Below are 15,684 nucleotides of genomic sequence, written 5' to 3'. Positions count from 1 at the left end.
TCAGCGGAGCGCGTCCACCGGCTCCATCCTGGCGGCACGCAGCGCCGGATGGAGCCCGGCCAGCAACCCCACCACGGCTCCCACGACGGGCGCGGCGACGGCCAGTCGTACATCGAGCAGCGGTGTCCACTGTTTGGCCGCGGACACCGCGACGATCGTCACCACGCCCAGGCTCGCGCCGATCACACCGCCGGTCAGCCCGATCAGCGTCGACTCGAGCAGGAACTGGGCGGCGATGTGCCGCCTGGCCGCGCCGAGTGCGCGGCGCAGGCCGATCTCGGTGACCCGCTCCATGACGGTGACGAGGGAGACGTTGGCGATGCCGACCGCGCCGACGACGAGCGAGACCAGGCCGAGGATCATGAACAGCGCGTTGACGTCGTCCTGGGCCTGGTCGCGGGCCCTGGTCGGGCTGGGCGGGGCGACGACCTGCAGCATGTCCTCGTTCCCCGGGCTGAGCGCGGCCGGCGCCTGTCGGGAGATCAGCCCGGTGGCGCCCAGCGTGGTGTTGACCAGCACCCTGTTCACGTCCCGGAGACCGAACCGCCGGCCCGCGGTGTGCGGGACGATCACGGCGGTGCTCAGGTTCCGTTCGCGGCGCAGGTCGCCGAGCACCCCGATGACGGTGTACGCGTGCTTTCCGATGAAGACGGCCGGCGCCCGGTCGAGCGCGGTGACGCCGAGCATCCTGGCCGCCTGGTCGCCGAGCACCGCCACCCGGTCGCCCCGCCTGACGTGCCCGCTGTCGTAGAACCGGCCCCGCACCATCCGGCCGCGCGCCGCCTCCGGCAGCCCGGTCGTCGCGGCGAGCACGGTGAGGGACTGCGTGGTGACCCGGGTCGGGTCCACGATGTCGGTGGACCGCACCGACAGGTTGGCGCCCTCCTTCGACTCGGCCACGGCGGCCGCCGACTCGACCCCGCGCAGCCGGGTCAGCCGGTCGACCGCGGTCCATCCCACCAGCGGAGCGTGCGGCGACTCCGGCACCTCGACGGTGATGGCGGTGGCCACGAGCTCGTCGAAGCGGCCGACGATCTGGTTGCCCGCGGTGGCGGCCACGCCCAGCGTGACCACGAGCGTGGTGATGCCGAGCACGGTGCCGAGCGTGGTGAGCGCCGCTCGGACGGGTCTGGAGAGCAGCCCGGCGGCCGCCTCGCCGGCCAGGTCCCGGAAATCCATCAGGCCTCCGTCAGCATGCCGTCGGTGATCCGGACCCGGCGCTCGGCGCGCTCGCTGACTTCTCGCTCGTGCGTGATGACCACGATCGTCAGCCCTTGCGTCCGCAGCCCGGCGAACAGGCTGAGCACGGCCTCGGTGTTGCGGCTGTCGAGGTTGCCGGTGGGCTCGTCGCACAGCAGCAGGGCCGGCTCTCCCATGAGGGCCCGGGCGATGGCCGCGCGCTGGCGCTCGCCGCCCGACAACCGGCCCGGTGGGAAGCCCGTACGGTGGCCGAGGCCGACGCGTTCGAGCGCCGCCAGCGCCCGCTCCCGCCGTCCCCTCCGCGGCCGCCCGCCGTAGACCTCGGCGAGCATGACGTTCTCGGCCAGGCTGCGGTGGGGGAGCAGGTGGAAGGACTGGAAGACGAAGCCGATGCGGTCGCCGCGCAGCCTGGTGCGGGCGCCGTCCTTCAGCGTCGTGGTCTCGGTTCCGTCGAGGCGGTAGCTGCCCGTGGTCGGGCGGTCGAGCAGGCCCAGCACGTTGAGCAGCGTCGACTTGCCGGAGCCCGACGGGCCGACGATCGCCACGTAGTCGCCCCGGTCCACCCGGAACGACACGTCGTCGAGGGCGCGTACCGGAGGCCGGGAAGGGAACTCCTTCGTGATCGCGCGCAGCTCGATGACCGGCTCAGACATCGCTCACCACCACCCGGTCGCCTTCCTTGAGCTCGCCCGTCACCTCGACGTTCCCGTCGGCGGCCAGGCCCGTCCGCACCTCGACGTCCCTGGTCCTGTCGGAGGCGTACTCGACGCGGACGCGTGTCCTGCCGTCCGCGCCGGTGATGACCGCGGCGATCGGCACCACCAGCACCGGCTCCTCGGTCGCCCCGACCGTGATCCGCGTCGTCACCGCGGTCCCGGCCTTCAGTCCCTTCATCGAGGCGGGGGTGAGCAGGACAGGCCGGCCCCCGTCGGCGGCCGGTCCCGCGCTCTCGTTTCCCACCGCGGCCCGCTCGCCGACGGCGGTGAGCGTCGCCGGGAGCTTCCTGCCGGTGCCGGCCTCGATCTCGGCCCGCATGCCCGCCCGCAGCAGGCCCGACTCCGCCGCCTCGACCGTGCCCGTCACCATGAAGACGGAGCTGGTCACGGTCGCGACCTCGGCCTCGACGCGCTGCCCCGGCTTCACCTCGCTCTTGTGCACGCGGGCCGGCAGCTTCGGCAGGAACACCACCTCCCCTGGCGGTACGGACGTTCCGTACGTGCGCGCGAACTCGGCGAGCATCGCCTCGGCCGCCGCCACGTTCTTCCTGGCGTTGGCGACCTTGAGCCGGGCCGGCGCGAGCTGCCTGGCCTGGCGCAGCGCCTGCTCGGCCGTGGCCAGCGCCTCCCGCGCGTCGCGCACGGCCTTGCGCAGCTCGGTCAGCCGGGTATCGCGGCCCTGCGCGGCCTCCGCCAGGATCCTGCTCCTGGCCTCTCCCGCGGCGGCGAGCTCCGCCTCGGCGTTCGCCACCCGCATCTCCAGCAGTTCCCTGTCGACGGCCGGGGCCGTGGCCCGGGGGCCGTCCGACGGGGCGGCGGTGGGCTGGTCACCGGCCGCGGCGAGGGCCCGCCGCGCCTCCGCCAGCTTCTCCCGCGCCGTGCGCGCCGCCTCGTCGGCCGCCGCCAGCCTGGTCTCGTCCTCGGACGTGAGCCGCCGCGACCCGGCCTGCTCCAGCGCCTTCTTCGCCGCCGCGAGGTCGGCCTCGGCGTTGGCCGCCCTGAGCTTCAGCGGGGACACGTCACGGCCCCGGTCGAGCGCCTGGCGCTCGGTCGCGAGCGTCTCCCGCGCCGTCCGCACGGCCTGGCGCAAGGTGTCGTAGGTCTGCCGGTCGGCGAGTGCCGGCTTCTGGGCCTCGTACCCCTTGGCCGCGTACATCCTGGCGACGGCGGCGATCGTGGCCTGGTCGAAGACGCCGGTGCGCGGGCCGCCGTACCCGAGCCTGCGCAGCGCGCGTTGCAGTTGCCCGACGTCGGCGCCCTCGGCGCCGGGCGTGATCGTGCGGTGCATCGGCACGGCGCCGCGCAGGGCGAACACCGGGCGGCCGTTGACCTCCATGAGCACCGCGCCCTCCACGAGCCTGCCCTTGCGCGGTGCCCGGGTGGCTCGCTGCAGTTCTTCCCCGCCGCCGACGGCTCCGGCGAGGCTCACGGGCAGCGGCGAGCCGTACTCCACCGTGCCGCTGACCACCACGGCGCTGACCAGCCGGCGGCGTTCGACGGCGACGGTGACGAGCGAGGGCCGCGGCGCGGCGCGGCGGGCGGCCTCGTCCGCGGGTGAGCGCAGCCTGGCACCCAGGGCCCAGCCGACGCCGGCGATGACCACGACGCCGGCGAGAACGGCGACGAGAAGCTTGCGCGGGGACTTCATCGGACCCGCGGCCCGCCGATGGACGTCGTCACGGTGTCACGCCCCCGAACATCCGCGTCACCCTGTCGCTGATCTCCCGGTTCCTCGGCTCGTACGCGGCGTAGAAGTCCTTGCCGCACTCCACGTCGTCCAGGGCCGCCTTGATCTCCTTGTCGGCCCACTGCCGGGCCGTGGCGGGGGCGAGGCGCGGAACGATGTAGCGCCCTTCGCCGATGCCTTCCTCGGGGATGTCGTCGTTCAGGGCGATCCGCTTGAGCTGCTCCTCGAACGTGTTCGGGACCTGCCTGCCGATGTCCGCCGGCCTGACGGAGTCGATGCGGTAGCCCTTGCCCTTGAGGCAGTCGCCCATGGCCGCGGCCAGCTCGATCAGCTCGGGGTCGCCGTTGAGCTCGCGGTCGAGCGTCTGGTCGATCATCTGGTTGCGCTGCTCGGCCAGGTCCTCCGCGGAACGGACGACCCGGCCGGTGACCTTCTTGACCGCCTGGGCCCGGCAGGATTCGAGCGCCTTGTCGTAGGCCGCAAGCTGGGCGGGGGAGAGCTCGTTCTTGATGGTGAAGTTGGGGCTGTCCGACTCGCTCCAGACGACTTCCTTGAGGCTCGGGTCGGCGATGGTGGTGAAGATGCCGAACCCGCGCTTCCTGGCGATCGCCCGCATCGCCTCGTAGTCGCCCGAGGCGGCCTTGTCCTGTTCGTCGCCGGTCTTCGGATCGGGGGTCCAGGCGACGTACTTGAAGCCTTCCTGCTTCATGCAGTCGGCGATGGCCGACTGCGTGAGCTGAGCCTGGTCGGCCTTGCTGTCCTCGGCCGGCTGGGGCGCGGATCGGGTCTCGGCCGCGGAGGCGCACGCCGCCGTCCCGGCGAGACAGAGCGCGGCCAGACCCAGGAGGAATCTGTTTGGCATGCGCGGGACCATACTACGTTCAACGAAGTATGGTCAATCGAGGCAGTGGCGCCGATGCCTGAAGGGCGCGAACGCCGCGGCCAGGGCCAGCAGGACCAGCACGCCCTCGTAGGCCAGGTGCTGTTTCGTCAGCTCCGGCGCGTGCAGGATCATCCCGCCCGAGGTCGCGAGCAGGTAGACGCTCGCGGCGAACGCCCACCGGTGGTCGCGTGCCAGATATCCGCACAGCGCCGCCAGGCCGAACGCCGTCACCTCCGCGGCCATCCTGCTCAGACTCAGGGGGTGACCCGCCTCCTCCGCCATCCAGGCCGGACCGGCCCAGGCGGCGGGCACGATCGCCGCCCACCACCACCATGACCTGACCCGCGGCGGCCGGCTCCGGGAGATGAGCACGAGCAGTCCGGCCAGCGCGACCGCGTAACCGGCCGCCGCGACGAGCGGACTGCTGTCACCGAACAGCGGCCGGTCGCCGAGCGGGTTCGGATAGACCGGGAGCACGGTCAGGTCGAACGCCGGCCGCCCGGCCGCGATCGCCGCCGCCTTCACCCCGGTGACCAGCGTGAGCGCGAACGCCGTACGCAGCCGTCCGCGCTGGACGGCCAGCAGCGCGAGCGCCGACAGCAGCGTCCACAACGGCAGCGTGCCGGCGTACGGCAGAAGCGCGGCCAGGTTCGCCGCCGTCACGGCGGTGACGGCCAGGTGGAGGCCGTCCGCCCAGGCGTTGCCCGTCGCCTGATGCAGGATGCGGCTGCGCACGCCGCCCAGAAGCAGGCCCCACACCTCCTTCGGCGGCGGGACGGTCCGTCCCGCCGCGTCGGCGAGCAGGACGTCGAGCAGTTCGTCGCCGTAAGCGGTGCGGTAGTGCCTCGGGTAGGCGAGCAGCAGCTTGCGGTAGCGCCGTTCCAGGACGGACGGGGCGGGTGGTTCGACGGCGGAGGCAGGCTTGACGATCGTCATGGACCGGCCGGGCGCAGGACGAGCGAGGCGGCCGCCTGCATCCGCCTCGCTTCGGCCTCCACCAGAGCCCGGCCTTCGTCGGTGATGCGGAAATAGCGGCGGTTGCGGCCGTTGATCAGCTCTTCGCGGTCCACCGTGATCACGCCGCGATCGTTCAGGCGTTCGAGGATGCCGTACAGCGTGCCGACCGACGGCTGGACCCGGCCTCCGGACAGCTCCTTGATGGACTTGCTGATCGCGTGCCCGTGCAGCGGCCCCGCGCGCAGAGCGGCGAGCACGAAGAACATCGGCTCGCTGACTTCGGAGGTTCCTCTTGGCATGAGGCCGACATTATTCCGTTCAACGGAGCATCTGCAACGCCGCTCATCCCCTCTGGCGGCGCACGATCTCGTCGATCCAGATGGGCGCGAAGGGGGACGTGCAGCCCGGGGGAGTCGGGTAGTCCTTGAGCACCTGCAGCCGCTCGCCGATGTCGACGGCCCGGGCGCGGTGCTCGGCGTGGTCGATGCCGATCTGGGCCAGACAGTTGTTCATCGCCCACTGCAGGCGGTCCGGGGCGTCCTTCATCTCCGCCTCGATGACGTCGAGCAGTCCCGCGAGGTCGAGGATCTCGGGCTTCTTCGTCACGCGTTCGGTGGTCAGCGCCCAGCCGGCGCTCGCGACCACGGGGTCCGGGTCGGCGGACCAGATCAGGCGCAGCTCCTCGGCGTGCGGGTTCTTCTTGACCACGTAGTTCACGAGCCAGTCGTGGACCTTGGGCGTGCGCGCCTCGCGCAGCATGGCGTCCAGCTCGTCCCGCCCGAACGCCTTCGGGCGGCAGATCAGGATCGCCACCAGCCTCGCCGCGGTGTCACCCGTCTCCCAGAGCCGGACCGAGAGCTCCTGCTGCGTCTTCAGCCGCTTCGCGAGCGCGCGCAGCTTGCCGAGGTTCACCCCGTGATCGTCACCGTGCTTCTCGTTGACCGCGCGGGTCTTCGGGTCCTCCAGCTCGGCCAGCTCGGCCATCACCTCGGCCGCCGTCGTCTCGGCCACCTCGGCCTCCTGTCCGGTTGCGTACGACGGGGCCACAGTCTCATCTGGCGCTTATATAAGTCAAGGCTGATTGAGTCGGGCCTCGGTGCACGCGTAAAAGTGGGTCGGTCCTGCCAGCCAGAAGCCGGTGCTCCGCGTCTTCTTTGCGGGATGTGTCTGTTGTAGATATCTGATATCGGCGCGGTCAGTGTTCAGGAGGGTGACATGGCGAATTCCTCTTCGAATTCCCGCGGATGGCTGGGGCCGCGATCTGTAGCTTTTTGGACGGTAATAGCAGGAATTGTCGGCATTCTATCCCTTGTCGTGGCGGTAGTGCCGTTATGGCAGGAGACATCGTGGACCGATCCAACACCCAGTCCCACCAGCTCACCCTCACCGGCCGACTCCTCCGAACAGCCCAGCGAAGAGCCATCCGAGGAGCCGACCGAAGAGCCGGTCGAGGAGACCGAAGAGCCCGTAGTGGAGGAAACGGAAACATCCGATCCTGATTCTACCGATATTCGTTCACCCATGCCGGTGCCAGCGCCTACGCCTGTTCCGTGGAAGGCCGGCTCCACTCGGTGAACGGATGGCCCTCACAGCTGATGGTGATCAACGAGAGCCCGTACTCCATACAGATCCATTGGCTGGACAGCGCGGGAAACCGGCAGCAGTACACGACGCTGGAGCCCGGTCACAACTACCGGATCGACTCGTTCGGCAACCACGCCTGGCTGATCGCCGACCATGGCGCCAACTGCATCCAGATCTTCGGCCTGGCCGCCAACGGCTCCACCATCACCGTCTCCTGACGAAGGAGCCGGAGTGAGCGGTGCGGACGGTGAGGCGGCCGTAGGTCAGCTCGCCGGTGATCCGGACGTGCGGCCCGCCGGCGAGCCGGGAGGCGGGGGCCTTCCACACCACGGAGCCCCATCCGGTGCGCACCCCGTCGGCGTTCGCGCTCGCCCCGGCGGGCAGGATGATCGTGGCGCTGCCGAACGGGAGCCGGAGCTCGATGTCGATGTGCGGATGCCGGATGACGGCCTGCGACAGGTCGAGCCGTACCCTGCCGTACTCGGAGCTGACGCGCAGGCGGCGCGGGACCTGCCAGTCGCCCGCTCGCCTGATGCTTCCGCCGGTGGTCTCGAGCACGACCACGTCGTCCGGCAGGTCGGCGAGGATCGGCTCCAGGTCCTTCGCGGAGGTGGCGGTCAGGGCGAGTTCGAGGCGCTGTTCCAGCTCGGCGGGCTGGAGCCGGCCGTCCGCGTACGCCTGCTGGACCAGCTCCACCGCCATCTCGCGGTCGTCGGGGGTCATCGGCTGACGGCCTTCTTGTACAGCCGCGTGGCGAGCGGCGCGAACACGGCCAGGAGCAGCACCGACCAGAGGAACGACACCGGCACCGCGTGCCGCAGCGGCCAGGCGTCGGGGACGGGCATGGCGGGGCTGGTGTTGCCGAACAGCTCGCGTGAGGCCTGGATCAGGGTGGAGACCGGGTTCCATTCGGCGATCGGCTTCAGCGGGCCGGGCAGGCGCGCGCTGTCGACGAACGCGTTCGACAGGAAGACCAGCGGGAACGACATGATCGTGGCCACGTTGTTGAAGACCTCGGGCGTGCGCAGGGCCAGCGCGACCGTCGCCGTCACCCAGGAGAAGGCGTACGCGAACAGCAGCAGCATGAGGAACCCCAGGGCCGCCTCCCACGGCGAGGTGTGCACGCGCCACCCGACGAGCAGCCCCACGAGCGCCATCGTCACGATGCTGGTGACGTTCATGATGACGTCGGCGACGGTCTGGCCGGTCAGCACGGCCGAGGGCGACATCGGCAGCGTCCGGAACCGGTCGAAGATGCCTCTCTGCAGGTCCTGGGTCAGCGTGTAGCCGGTGATCTGCCCGCTGGAGACGATCGTCATGACGAAGATCCCGGGCAGCAGGTACTCCACGTACGACACGCCCGGCAGGCTGATCATGCTGCCGAAGACGTACGTGAACAGCAGCACGAGCACGATCGGGAGCATGACGACGCCGCCCAGCAGGTCGGGCGCCCGCCGGATCTTCAGGGCGTTGCGCCTGGCGATCGTCACGCCGTCGGCGACGGCGAGATGCAGGGTGTTCATCGTGCGGTCTCCTTGGTCTTCTCGTCGGCCTCGCGTCCCGTGAGGGTCAGGAACACGTCGTCCAGGGTCGGCCGGCGCAGCCCGGCGTCGCGTACGGTGATGCGTTCGGCGGCCAGGCGGACCAGCGCCTCGGTGAGCGCGGACGCGCCGCCCGCGACCGGGATCGTCACCCGCAGGGCGGTCGCGTCGCTCTGCGGGGCGCCCGCGGACAGCGGGGCCAGCACGCGCGTCGCGGACGCCAGGTCCGCGGCGCTCGTCACCGACAGCTCGATCCGGTCGCCGCCGACGTGGCTCTTGAGCTCGTCGGCGGTGCCGAGCGCGATGACGCGTCCGTGGTCGACCACCGCGACGCGGTCGGCGAGCCGGTCGGCCTCCTCCATGTACTGGGTGGTGAGCAGCACCGTCGTGCCCGCCGCGACGAGCTCGGAGATGACGTCCCACAGGCTCGCCCTGGCCCGCGGGTCCAGGCCGGTGGTGGGCTCGTCGAGGAACAGCACCGGCGGGTCGGCGACCAGCGCGCCGGCCAGGTCGAGCCGGCGCCGCATGCCTCCCGAGTAGCCCTGCACCGGGCGGTCGGCGGCGCCCGTCAGGTCGAAGCGCTCCAGCAGCTCGCGGGCGCGCTCCCGGCTGCGCCTGGTGCCCAGGTGGTAGAGGCGGCCGACCATCTCCAGGTTCTCGGCGCCGGTGAGATGGTCGTCGACGGCGGCGTACTGGCCGGAGGCGCCGATCCGGGCGCGTAACCGGCGCGCGTCGCGGACGACGTCGAACCCGGCCACCGTGGCGTGTCCGGCGTCCGGTGTCAGCAAGGTGGTCAGGATCCGCACCGTGGTGGTCTTGCCGGCGCCGTTCGGGCCGAGCAGCCCGAGCACGGTCCCTTCCGGGACGGTCAGGTCCATCCCGTCGAGGGCGACGACGTCGCCGTACTTCTTGACCAGACCTTCGGCCACGATCGCGTCAGGCATGAGCTTCTCCTCACTTGTCAGGAACGGTGGATGACGATGTCGCCGTAGGAGGTGTGGGCCCGCACCTTGACGACGTCGCCGGCCGGGCCGGGGCCGTCGGCGGAGTCCAGGCCGACGTCCACGGATCCGTACTTCGAGCTCACGTCCAGCCAGGCGGCGCTGCCGTCGCGGATGCCCAGCTCCAGCCCGCCGCCGGTGGTCTCCATGACGACCGAGCCGCGGACCGCCTCGCCGATCCGGACGCTGCCGTACGCCGTCTTGGCGACGACGCCGGCCAGGACGCGGTCGACGGTGGCGTCGCCGTGGGCCGTGTTCAGCCGCAGCTCGCCGGTGACCTCCCGGAGGCGGATCTCGCCGTGCGAGTTCCTGATCACCGCCGTGCCGTCGATCTCGCCGACGCGGATGTCGCCGTGGTCCGTGGTGATCTCGGCGTGCCCGGCCGCGCGGGTGACCGAGATGTCGCCGTACGTGGTCTTCAGGCGGAGCCGGCCGGCCGCTTCCACCTGGATGTCGCCGTAGGAGGTGGTGAACGCCACCTCGCCGAGCGGTCCGCGGCAGCGCAGGCCCGCCGCCCGCTTGACGTCGAGGCGGGAGCCCGCGGGCAGGTCGATGGTGACCTGGACCGAGCCGCCCTGGCCGAGCAGCAGCGAGCGCGCCCAGTCGGCGGGCGACTCCACGAGCTTGCCGAGAGACAGGTCCCGGTCGGAGGTGTCCTTGTCGGCGCGGACCAGGAGCCTGCCGCCGGCGTACTCGACCTCGGCGCGCTCGGCGGCCCGCACGTCGGCGTCGTCGAACTCGTCGGCCGGGCGGATCTCCACCACCGTGTCGTCGCGGTCGCCGGCGTTGACCCGGACGGTGGCGGTCGCCATGTCGATGATGGCCAGGATCGGCTCGGGGGTGTGGAAAGCGGGCATCATGGTCCCCTCGTCATGGGTCGGCGTGGTCATCAGCGCACCCATCCGCTGTAGCGGTTGCCGCTCTGCCGGGTGGCGCGGCGTCCGGTCTCGCCGGGGTCGAGGGCGGCGGACACGGCGCGGACCAGCCAGGCGTTGACCGACAGGCCGTCGCGGGCCGCCGCCTCCTCGATGCGCGGCTTGAGGTGCTCGGGAACCCGGAGCGAGATCCGGGCCGTGCCGCCCTCGTCGGCGTCCGGCGGTGGCGGGGCGGGCGGTGGCGCGGCGGGCCGGTCGCTCTCACCCTCGTCCTCGTACGAGCTGCCGCCCGGCGGTGGCGTCACGACGAAGCCGGGGTCGCGGCCGCGCAGGCGCACCTCGACGGAGCCGGGCGCGAGGTCGCGGGTGATCTCGTCGGCGGCGGCGGAGAGAGCCTCGAGCAGCGCGAGCCGGGTGGCCGACTCCAGCGTGGCGGCGAGGCGTTCGCCCAGCACGCGGGCTTCCTCGCCGCCCGCCCCTGCGGCGATCGCCAGCTCGCGGCGGAGGTGATCGACATATGGTGCGAGGTCCATGACGCCACTATGACGCTATTCTGACGCCATTGCAATCCCATAGCGGCGTCTTCATAGCGTCATAGGGGTGTCGGGCCGACCCGTCGTGGCTAGTCCCAGCGGAAGAACACCGCCGCGATCACCGTGCCGAACACCACGTTCGCCGCCAGGGCGACCAGGTGGGCGGCCTCGACGGGCGCGCCGACCCAGGCGGACGACAAAGCCTGGACGCCGGCGCCGAACGGCAGCCACTGCCCGATCGTCGCGACCGCCTCCGGCAGGTTCTGCATCCCGCCGAACATGCCGCCGGTGGCCCCCAGGAGGAAGAAGAGGGTCAGGCCGATCGCCACGGCGGAGTTCGGGGTGGGCGACAGGGCGGCGACGATCAGGCCCACGGCGTACATGGCGGCCACCGTCAGCGCCAGCACGCCGAGCGCCGCGCCGATGTTCACCGGCGTGTTGGCTCCGAACGCCAGCATGGCCACGGCGTAGGCGACCGCGATGCCCACGGCGATCTGCACGATCCCGACCACCGCCTGGGCGACCAGGACCATCATGGGCGAGGCGGGGGTCACGCCGAGACGGCGCAGGATGCCGCTGTGCCGGTAGGCGGCCAGGAAGCTCGGCATGTTGACGATGCCGGTCGTGGCCATGACGATGGCGAACACCAGAGGCAGCACGAACACGTCGAGCGCCGTGCGGCCGTGCGCGACGACCTGCTCACCGGCGGACGAGGCGTTCATCACCAGGATCAGCACGGGCATGCCGATCGGCACGATCAGCCCGGCGGTGTCGCGGGCCACCATCTTGAGCTCGCAGATCAGCATCTGGCCGAAGGCCCGCGGGCCGGGCCGGTACACGGGGATGTCCGTCATCGGGTGCTCTCCTCCTCGGGGTCCAGCCGGTGCCCGGTCAGCGCGACGAACGCGTCGTCCAGGTTGGCCTGCACGCTGCGGGTCTCGGTGGCCACGACGCCGGCCCTGACGAGCGCGACGCTGACGGCCTGGAGCAGGTCTCCCTTGCCCTCGACCGTGACGCGGTCGCCGTCCGCCCGGACGCGCTCGACCTCGGCGAGCCCTTCCAGGAGCCCCTCCGGTACGGGGGAGGCCGCGCGGAAGGTGACCCGCTGGGCGAACCCGGCCCGCCTGACCAGCCCGGCGGGCGAGTCGAGGGCGACGACCCGGCCCGCGTCGAGCAGCGCGACCCGGTCGCACAGCCGCTCGACCTCCTCCATGGCGTGGCTGACGAGCAGGACGGTCACGCCGGACTCGCGCAGCCCTTCGACGGTCGCCCACATGTGACGGCGCGCCTCGGGGTCGAGCCCGGTGGTGAGCTCGTCGAGGATCACCACCCGGGGGCGTCCGATGAGGGCCAGCGCGATCGACAGCCGTTGCTGCTGGCCGCCGGAGAGGTGGTCGAACCGGGTGCGGGCGGAGTCGGTCAGGCTGACCGACTCGATCAGCTCGCCGGCCGGCACCGGGTCGGGGTAGAAGGTCGCGTACAGCCGGACCAGCTCGGTGACGGTCAGCGCATGGTGCAGGGTGGCGTCCTGCAGCTGGACGCCGAGGACCTGGCGCAGCCGGGCGCGGTCGCGCCGGACGTCCAGGCCGAGCACGCGGACGGTGCCGCGGTCGGGCCGCCGGAGACCGGCGATCATCTCGACGGTGGTGGTCTTGCCGGCCCCGTTGCGCCCCAGGACGCCGAAGATCTCGCCGGCGCCGACCGACAGGCTGATCTCCTCGACGGCGACCTTGGCCCGGTAGCGCTTGTGCAGTCGTTCCGCCTCCACGGCGGGCGTTGATGGCATGCCTCCGACGCTAGGAAGGGGCGGGTGCCGGGCGCCTGTGCCGATGGTCAGCAGGCGCACCCATGACTTTCGGCACCCCAGCATCGGGCAGATCGCTCGTACAGTGGCGTTATGCGGCGAATCGAGCCGGACGTGTGGGCCGGTCTGGCGATGCTGCTGGTGTGCGTCGGAGTGGGCGCTCCGACGCTGCTCGGCGTGACCGAGACGTGGGCGCCCCTGCCTGTCTGGAGCGCGTTGTTCGCGGGCCTGATGCTCGCGTGCCTGGGCGCCGTGGTCTGGGAGGAAGACAAGAAGAAGGCGGCGTGGGTCTGTTACGCCGCGGCGGTCGTGCTGGGCTGGCTGACGGTCCTGACGGCGCCCCGGGCCGGATGGCTGCCGATCCTGCTGGTCTTCACCGCGACCTTGAGCGCCTACGTCGCGCCACGGTGGGCGGGCCCCGTGGTGATCGCGCTCAACACCGCCGTCATCGCCGTGACCGCGGGCCTCGCCGGCGCCGACCCCACCGGGATCGGTCTCGGCGCGCTGCTGTACCTGCTGATCCAGACGGCGGCGGTGCTCAGCTCGGTGGCGATCATCCGGGAGCAGCGGCTGCGCCGCGAGCTGGCCGAGGCGCACGTGGAGCTGCGGGCGGCGAGCGTCATCCTGGCCGACACCGCGCGAGCGCACGAGCGCCTGCGCATCGCCCGCGAGCTGCACGACCTCATGGGACACCAGCTCACGGCGCTCACCCTGGAGCTGGAGGTCGCCAGGCACCACGAGGGCGCCGCCGCCCGCACCCACATCGAGCGCGCCGACGGGGTGGCGCGCAACCTGCTGCGGGACGTGCGCACGACCGTCGGGCAGCTCCGCGCCGACGCGCCCGACCTGCGCGAGTCCCTCGACGCCCTGGTACGCGACATCCCGGGGCTCGACGTGGGCATCAGCATCGACGACGTGAGCCTGTCCGAGGAGGTGACGCTGACGCTCATCCGCGCCGTACAGGAGATCGTCACCAACACCATCCGGCACTCCGGCGCGACCTCGCTGCGCATCAGCATCGAGAACACGCCCGGCCAGGCCGTCAAGCTCACCTCCGTCGACGACGGGCGCGGCAGCCCCGAGCTGCGGCTCGGCAACGGCCTGCGCGGGCTGCGCGAGCGCATCGACGCCATCGGGGGCGACGTCAGGCTCGACGGCAGCGACGGGTTCCGCGTGACGGCGACGGTGCCCGCGCGATGATCCGGGTGATCGTGGTCGACGACCAGACCCTGGTGCGGCAGGGCATCCGCAGCCTGCTCGACCTGACCGACGACATCGAGGTGACGGGGGAGGCCGACGACGGCATGTCCGCGCTGGCGGCGATCGAGGAGCACGCCCCCGACGTCGTCCTGCTCGATCTGCGCATGCCCCGCCACGACGGCATCTGGACGCTGAACGCGCTGCGCGAGCGCGCGGGCGACGCGCCGCCGGTGCTCGTGCTGACCACGTTCGACAGCGACACCCTCGTCCTGGACGCGATGCGCGCGGGAGCGGGCGGCTACCTGCTGAAGGACGTGACGCTGGAGCGGCTGACCCGGGCGATCCGCGTCCTGGCCGGCGGGGGGACGCTGATCTCGCCGTCCATCACCGAGCGGCTGATGCGGGCGGTGGGCCGCCGCCCGCCGCCGGACGAGGCGGGGCTGCCCGCGATCCAGCAGCTCACCGAGCGCGAGCTGGAGGTGCTGCGGCTGGTCGCGGAGGGATACAGCAACCGCGAGATCGCGCGGGCGCTGTTCCTGGCCGAGGGCACGGTCAAGAACCACGTCTCGACCGTGCTGCTCAAGCTCGGCGCGCGAGACCGCACGAACGCGGTGCTGCGCGCCCTGCACGCCCACGTCCTCGACTGATCAGAGCTTGATACGGGCCATGACCGGCAGGTGGTCGCTGCCGGTGGCGGGCAGGGTCCACGTGGTCACCGGCGTCGCCGCCCGGGTCATGACGTGGTCGATCCTGGCGAGAGGGAAGGCGGCGGGCCAGGTGAAGCCGAAACCCTCGTCCGCCGGGATCAGCCGCGAGGTGACCGGGGCCAGGCCGCGGTCGTCGAGGGTGCTGTTGAGGTCGCCCATCAGGACGATCCGGTCCAGCTTCTCCGCCGCGAGGGCGGCGCCCAGTTCGCCGGCGCTCTCGTCGCGCCAGGCCGAGCCGAAGCCGTCGGGCAGCCGGATGCGGACCGACGGCAGGTGGGCGACGTACGCGGCCAGGTCGCCGTACGGTGTCCGCACGGTCGCCCGCAGCCCTCGGCTCCAGTCGCCTCCGACCTCCGCCGGCCTGATGTCCACCGGCCCGGAGTCCGCGAGGGGATGCCTGGACCAGAGCCCGACGCTGCCGACGACCACGTGGTGCGGGTGATCGGGCGCGAGGACGGCCTCGTACACCGGCCGGGCCTCGGGCGTCAGCTCCTCCAGGGCGATCAGGTCGGCCCCGGCCCCGGCGAGCGCGCGGGCGGTGCCTTCCGGGTCGGGGTTCTCGTCGTTCACGTTGTGCTGGAGCACGGTCAGGTCGTGCGCCGCTCCCTGGCCGGCGGGTAACAGCCGGGCGCCGAAGAGGCCGCCCCACACCGCCGAGGGAAGCACCAGCGCCACCAGCGCGAGGGCCGAGCGGCGCAGCACCGCCAGGACGAGCAGCACCGGCACGGCCAGACCGGCCCAGGGCCGGAAGGTCTCCAGCAGGCTGCCGAGCCGGCTCACCGTGTTGGGCAGCACGCCGGGGAACGCCGTCAGCACGGCCACCACCACGGCGGCCGCCGCCAGGACCCGCCCGCGGGTCCACGACATCCCGCCGCCGGCTTTCCGATCTTGCGTGCTCATGCCGCCGACCGTACGGGACGTCGCGGGTTCCCGCCCGGATCTCAGGGAATCGCCGCCTGCGGACGGAGGCCGTGGTCCGCAGGCGGACGAGTGCGG

General features: G+C 72.1%; 18 protein-coding genes. 3 read left to right on the top strand and 15 right to left on the bottom strand.

Features of this window, described 5'->3' with window-relative positions:
- Genes ACIBF7_RS04615 through ACIBF7_RS04585 form a run of 7 tightly spaced genes read right to left on the bottom strand, consistent with a single transcriptional unit; the run spans window position 1 to window position 6,454 of the window.
- Entirely contained in the window at window positions 1-1,179 is a 1,179-nt protein-coding gene (locus tag ACIBF7_RS04615; RefSeq protein WP_397196436.1) for an ABC transporter permease, read from the bottom strand.
- On the bottom strand, window positions 1,179-1,853 hold the full coding sequence (locus ACIBF7_RS04610; RefSeq protein ID WP_271277026.1) for an ABC transporter ATP-binding protein: 675 nt from the start codon (window positions 1,851-1,853) through the stop codon (window positions 1,179-1,181). Before ACIBF7_RS04610 ends, ACIBF7_RS04615 begins: the two co-directional genes overlap by 1 nt.
- Window positions 1,846-3,564, bottom strand: coding sequence for a peptidoglycan-binding protein (locus tag ACIBF7_RS04605; RefSeq protein ID WP_271277027.1), 1,719 nt, complete (start codon window positions 3,562-3,564; stop codon window positions 1,846-1,848). The genes ACIBF7_RS04610 and ACIBF7_RS04605 overlap by 8 nt, the downstream gene beginning before the upstream one ends.
- A 28-nt stretch (window positions 3,565-3,592) precedes the next feature.
- A complete protein-coding gene (locus ACIBF7_RS04600; RefSeq protein ID WP_271277028.1) occupies window positions 3,593-4,465 on the bottom strand; it encodes a hypothetical protein in 873 nt (290 codons plus the stop codon).
- 33 nt (window positions 4,466-4,498) lie between these two features.
- Window positions 4,499-5,422, bottom strand: a complete 924-nt coding sequence (locus ACIBF7_RS04595) for a hypothetical protein (protein ID WP_397196435.1) — start codon at window positions 5,420-5,422, stop codon at window positions 4,499-4,501.
- Window positions 5,419-5,742 carry a PadR family transcriptional regulator gene (locus ACIBF7_RS04590; RefSeq protein WP_148035860.1) on the bottom strand — a complete coding sequence of 108 codons (324 nt, stop codon included), beginning with the start codon at window positions 5,740-5,742 and terminating at the stop codon, window positions 5,419-5,421. The genes ACIBF7_RS04595 and ACIBF7_RS04590 overlap by 4 nt, the downstream gene beginning before the upstream one ends.
- Before the next feature lie 43 nt (window positions 5,743-5,785).
- Window positions 5,786-6,454: a DNA alkylation repair protein gene (locus tag ACIBF7_RS04585; RefSeq protein ID WP_271277030.1), complete on the bottom strand. Its 669-nt coding sequence runs from the start codon at window positions 6,452-6,454 to the stop codon at window positions 5,786-5,788.
- A gap of 539 nt (window positions 6,455-6,993) precedes the next feature.
- Between ACIBF7_RS04585 and ACIBF7_RS04580 the strand changes: the two genes are divergently transcribed.
- On the top strand, window positions 6,994-7,245 hold the full coding sequence (locus tag ACIBF7_RS04580; protein ID WP_397196434.1) for a hypothetical protein: 252 nt from the start codon (window positions 6,994-6,996) through the stop codon (window positions 7,243-7,245).
- On the opposite strand, the gene ACIBF7_RS04575 is transcribed toward ACIBF7_RS04580, so the two are convergent.
- The 7 genes from ACIBF7_RS04575 to ACIBF7_RS04545 all read right to left on the bottom strand — a co-directional run bounded on the left by ACIBF7_RS04575 (window position 7,232) and on the right by ACIBF7_RS04545 (window position 12,763).
- Window positions 7,232-7,750, bottom strand: a complete 519-nt coding sequence (locus ACIBF7_RS04575) for a DUF1707 domain-containing protein (protein WP_271277032.1) — start codon at window positions 7,748-7,750, stop codon at window positions 7,232-7,234. The genes ACIBF7_RS04580 and ACIBF7_RS04575 overlap by 14 nt on opposite strands.
- A complete protein-coding gene (locus ACIBF7_RS04570; RefSeq protein ID WP_271277033.1) occupies window positions 7,747-8,550 on the bottom strand; it encodes an ABC transporter permease in 804 nt (267 codons plus the stop codon). The genes ACIBF7_RS04575 and ACIBF7_RS04570 overlap by 4 nt, the downstream gene beginning before the upstream one ends.
- Window positions 8,547-9,512 (bottom strand): ATP-binding cassette domain-containing protein, encoded by a 966-nt coding sequence (locus ACIBF7_RS04565; protein WP_148035855.1) that lies wholly within the window; start codon window positions 9,510-9,512, stop codon window positions 8,547-8,549. Before ACIBF7_RS04565 ends, ACIBF7_RS04570 begins: the two co-directional genes overlap by 4 nt.
- Before the next feature lie 17 nt (window positions 9,513-9,529).
- On the bottom strand, window positions 9,530-10,459 hold the full coding sequence (locus tag ACIBF7_RS04560) for a DUF4097 family beta strand repeat-containing protein (protein ID WP_271277034.1): 930 nt from the start codon (window positions 10,457-10,459) through the stop codon (window positions 9,530-9,532).
- Entirely contained in the window at window positions 10,459-10,977 is a 519-nt protein-coding gene (locus ACIBF7_RS04555) for a toxin-antitoxin system HicB family antitoxin (RefSeq protein WP_219546837.1), read from the bottom strand. The genes ACIBF7_RS04560 and ACIBF7_RS04555 overlap by 1 nt, the downstream gene beginning before the upstream one ends.
- An 89-nt stretch (window positions 10,978-11,066) precedes the next feature.
- Window positions 11,067-11,831 (bottom strand): ABC transporter permease, encoded by a 765-nt coding sequence (locus tag ACIBF7_RS04550; protein WP_397196433.1) that lies wholly within the window; start codon window positions 11,829-11,831, stop codon window positions 11,067-11,069.
- On the bottom strand, window positions 11,828-12,763 hold the full coding sequence (locus ACIBF7_RS04545) for an ABC transporter ATP-binding protein (RefSeq protein WP_397196432.1): 936 nt from the start codon (window positions 12,761-12,763) through the stop codon (window positions 11,828-11,830). Before ACIBF7_RS04545 ends, ACIBF7_RS04550 begins: the two co-directional genes overlap by 4 nt.
- Window positions 12,764-12,874: 111 nt before the next feature.
- Here ACIBF7_RS04545 and ACIBF7_RS04540 point away from each other — a divergent pair, with 111 nt between their 5' ends.
- Both ACIBF7_RS04540 and ACIBF7_RS04535 read left to right on the top strand, forming a co-directional pair.
- A complete protein-coding gene (locus ACIBF7_RS04540) occupies window positions 12,875-13,981 on the top strand; it encodes a sensor histidine kinase (RefSeq protein ID WP_397196431.1) in 1,107 nt (368 codons plus the stop codon).
- The gene (locus tag ACIBF7_RS04535) at window positions 13,978-14,628 is read left to right on the top strand and encodes a response regulator transcription factor (RefSeq protein ID WP_271277038.1); all 651 of its coding nucleotides are present in this window, start codon (window positions 13,978-13,980) and stop codon (window positions 14,626-14,628) included. Before ACIBF7_RS04540 ends, ACIBF7_RS04535 begins: the two co-directional genes overlap by 4 nt.
- Here the strand turns inward: ACIBF7_RS04535 and ACIBF7_RS04530 are convergent, their stop codons facing one another.
- On the bottom strand, window positions 14,629-15,588 hold the full coding sequence (locus tag ACIBF7_RS04530) for an endonuclease/exonuclease/phosphatase family protein (RefSeq protein WP_397196430.1): 960 nt from the start codon (window positions 15,586-15,588) through the stop codon (window positions 14,629-14,631).
- Window positions 15,589-15,684: the final 96 nt, after the last annotated feature.

This window comes from Nonomuraea sp. NPDC050478, assembly GCF_044458265.1.
Taxonomy (GTDB): Bacteria; Actinomycetota; Actinomycetes; order Streptosporangiales; family Streptosporangiaceae; genus Nonomuraea; species Nonomuraea ferruginea.
Note: the sequence above shows the minus strand (reverse complement) of the source record. Positions and strands in the feature narration are given on the sequence as shown.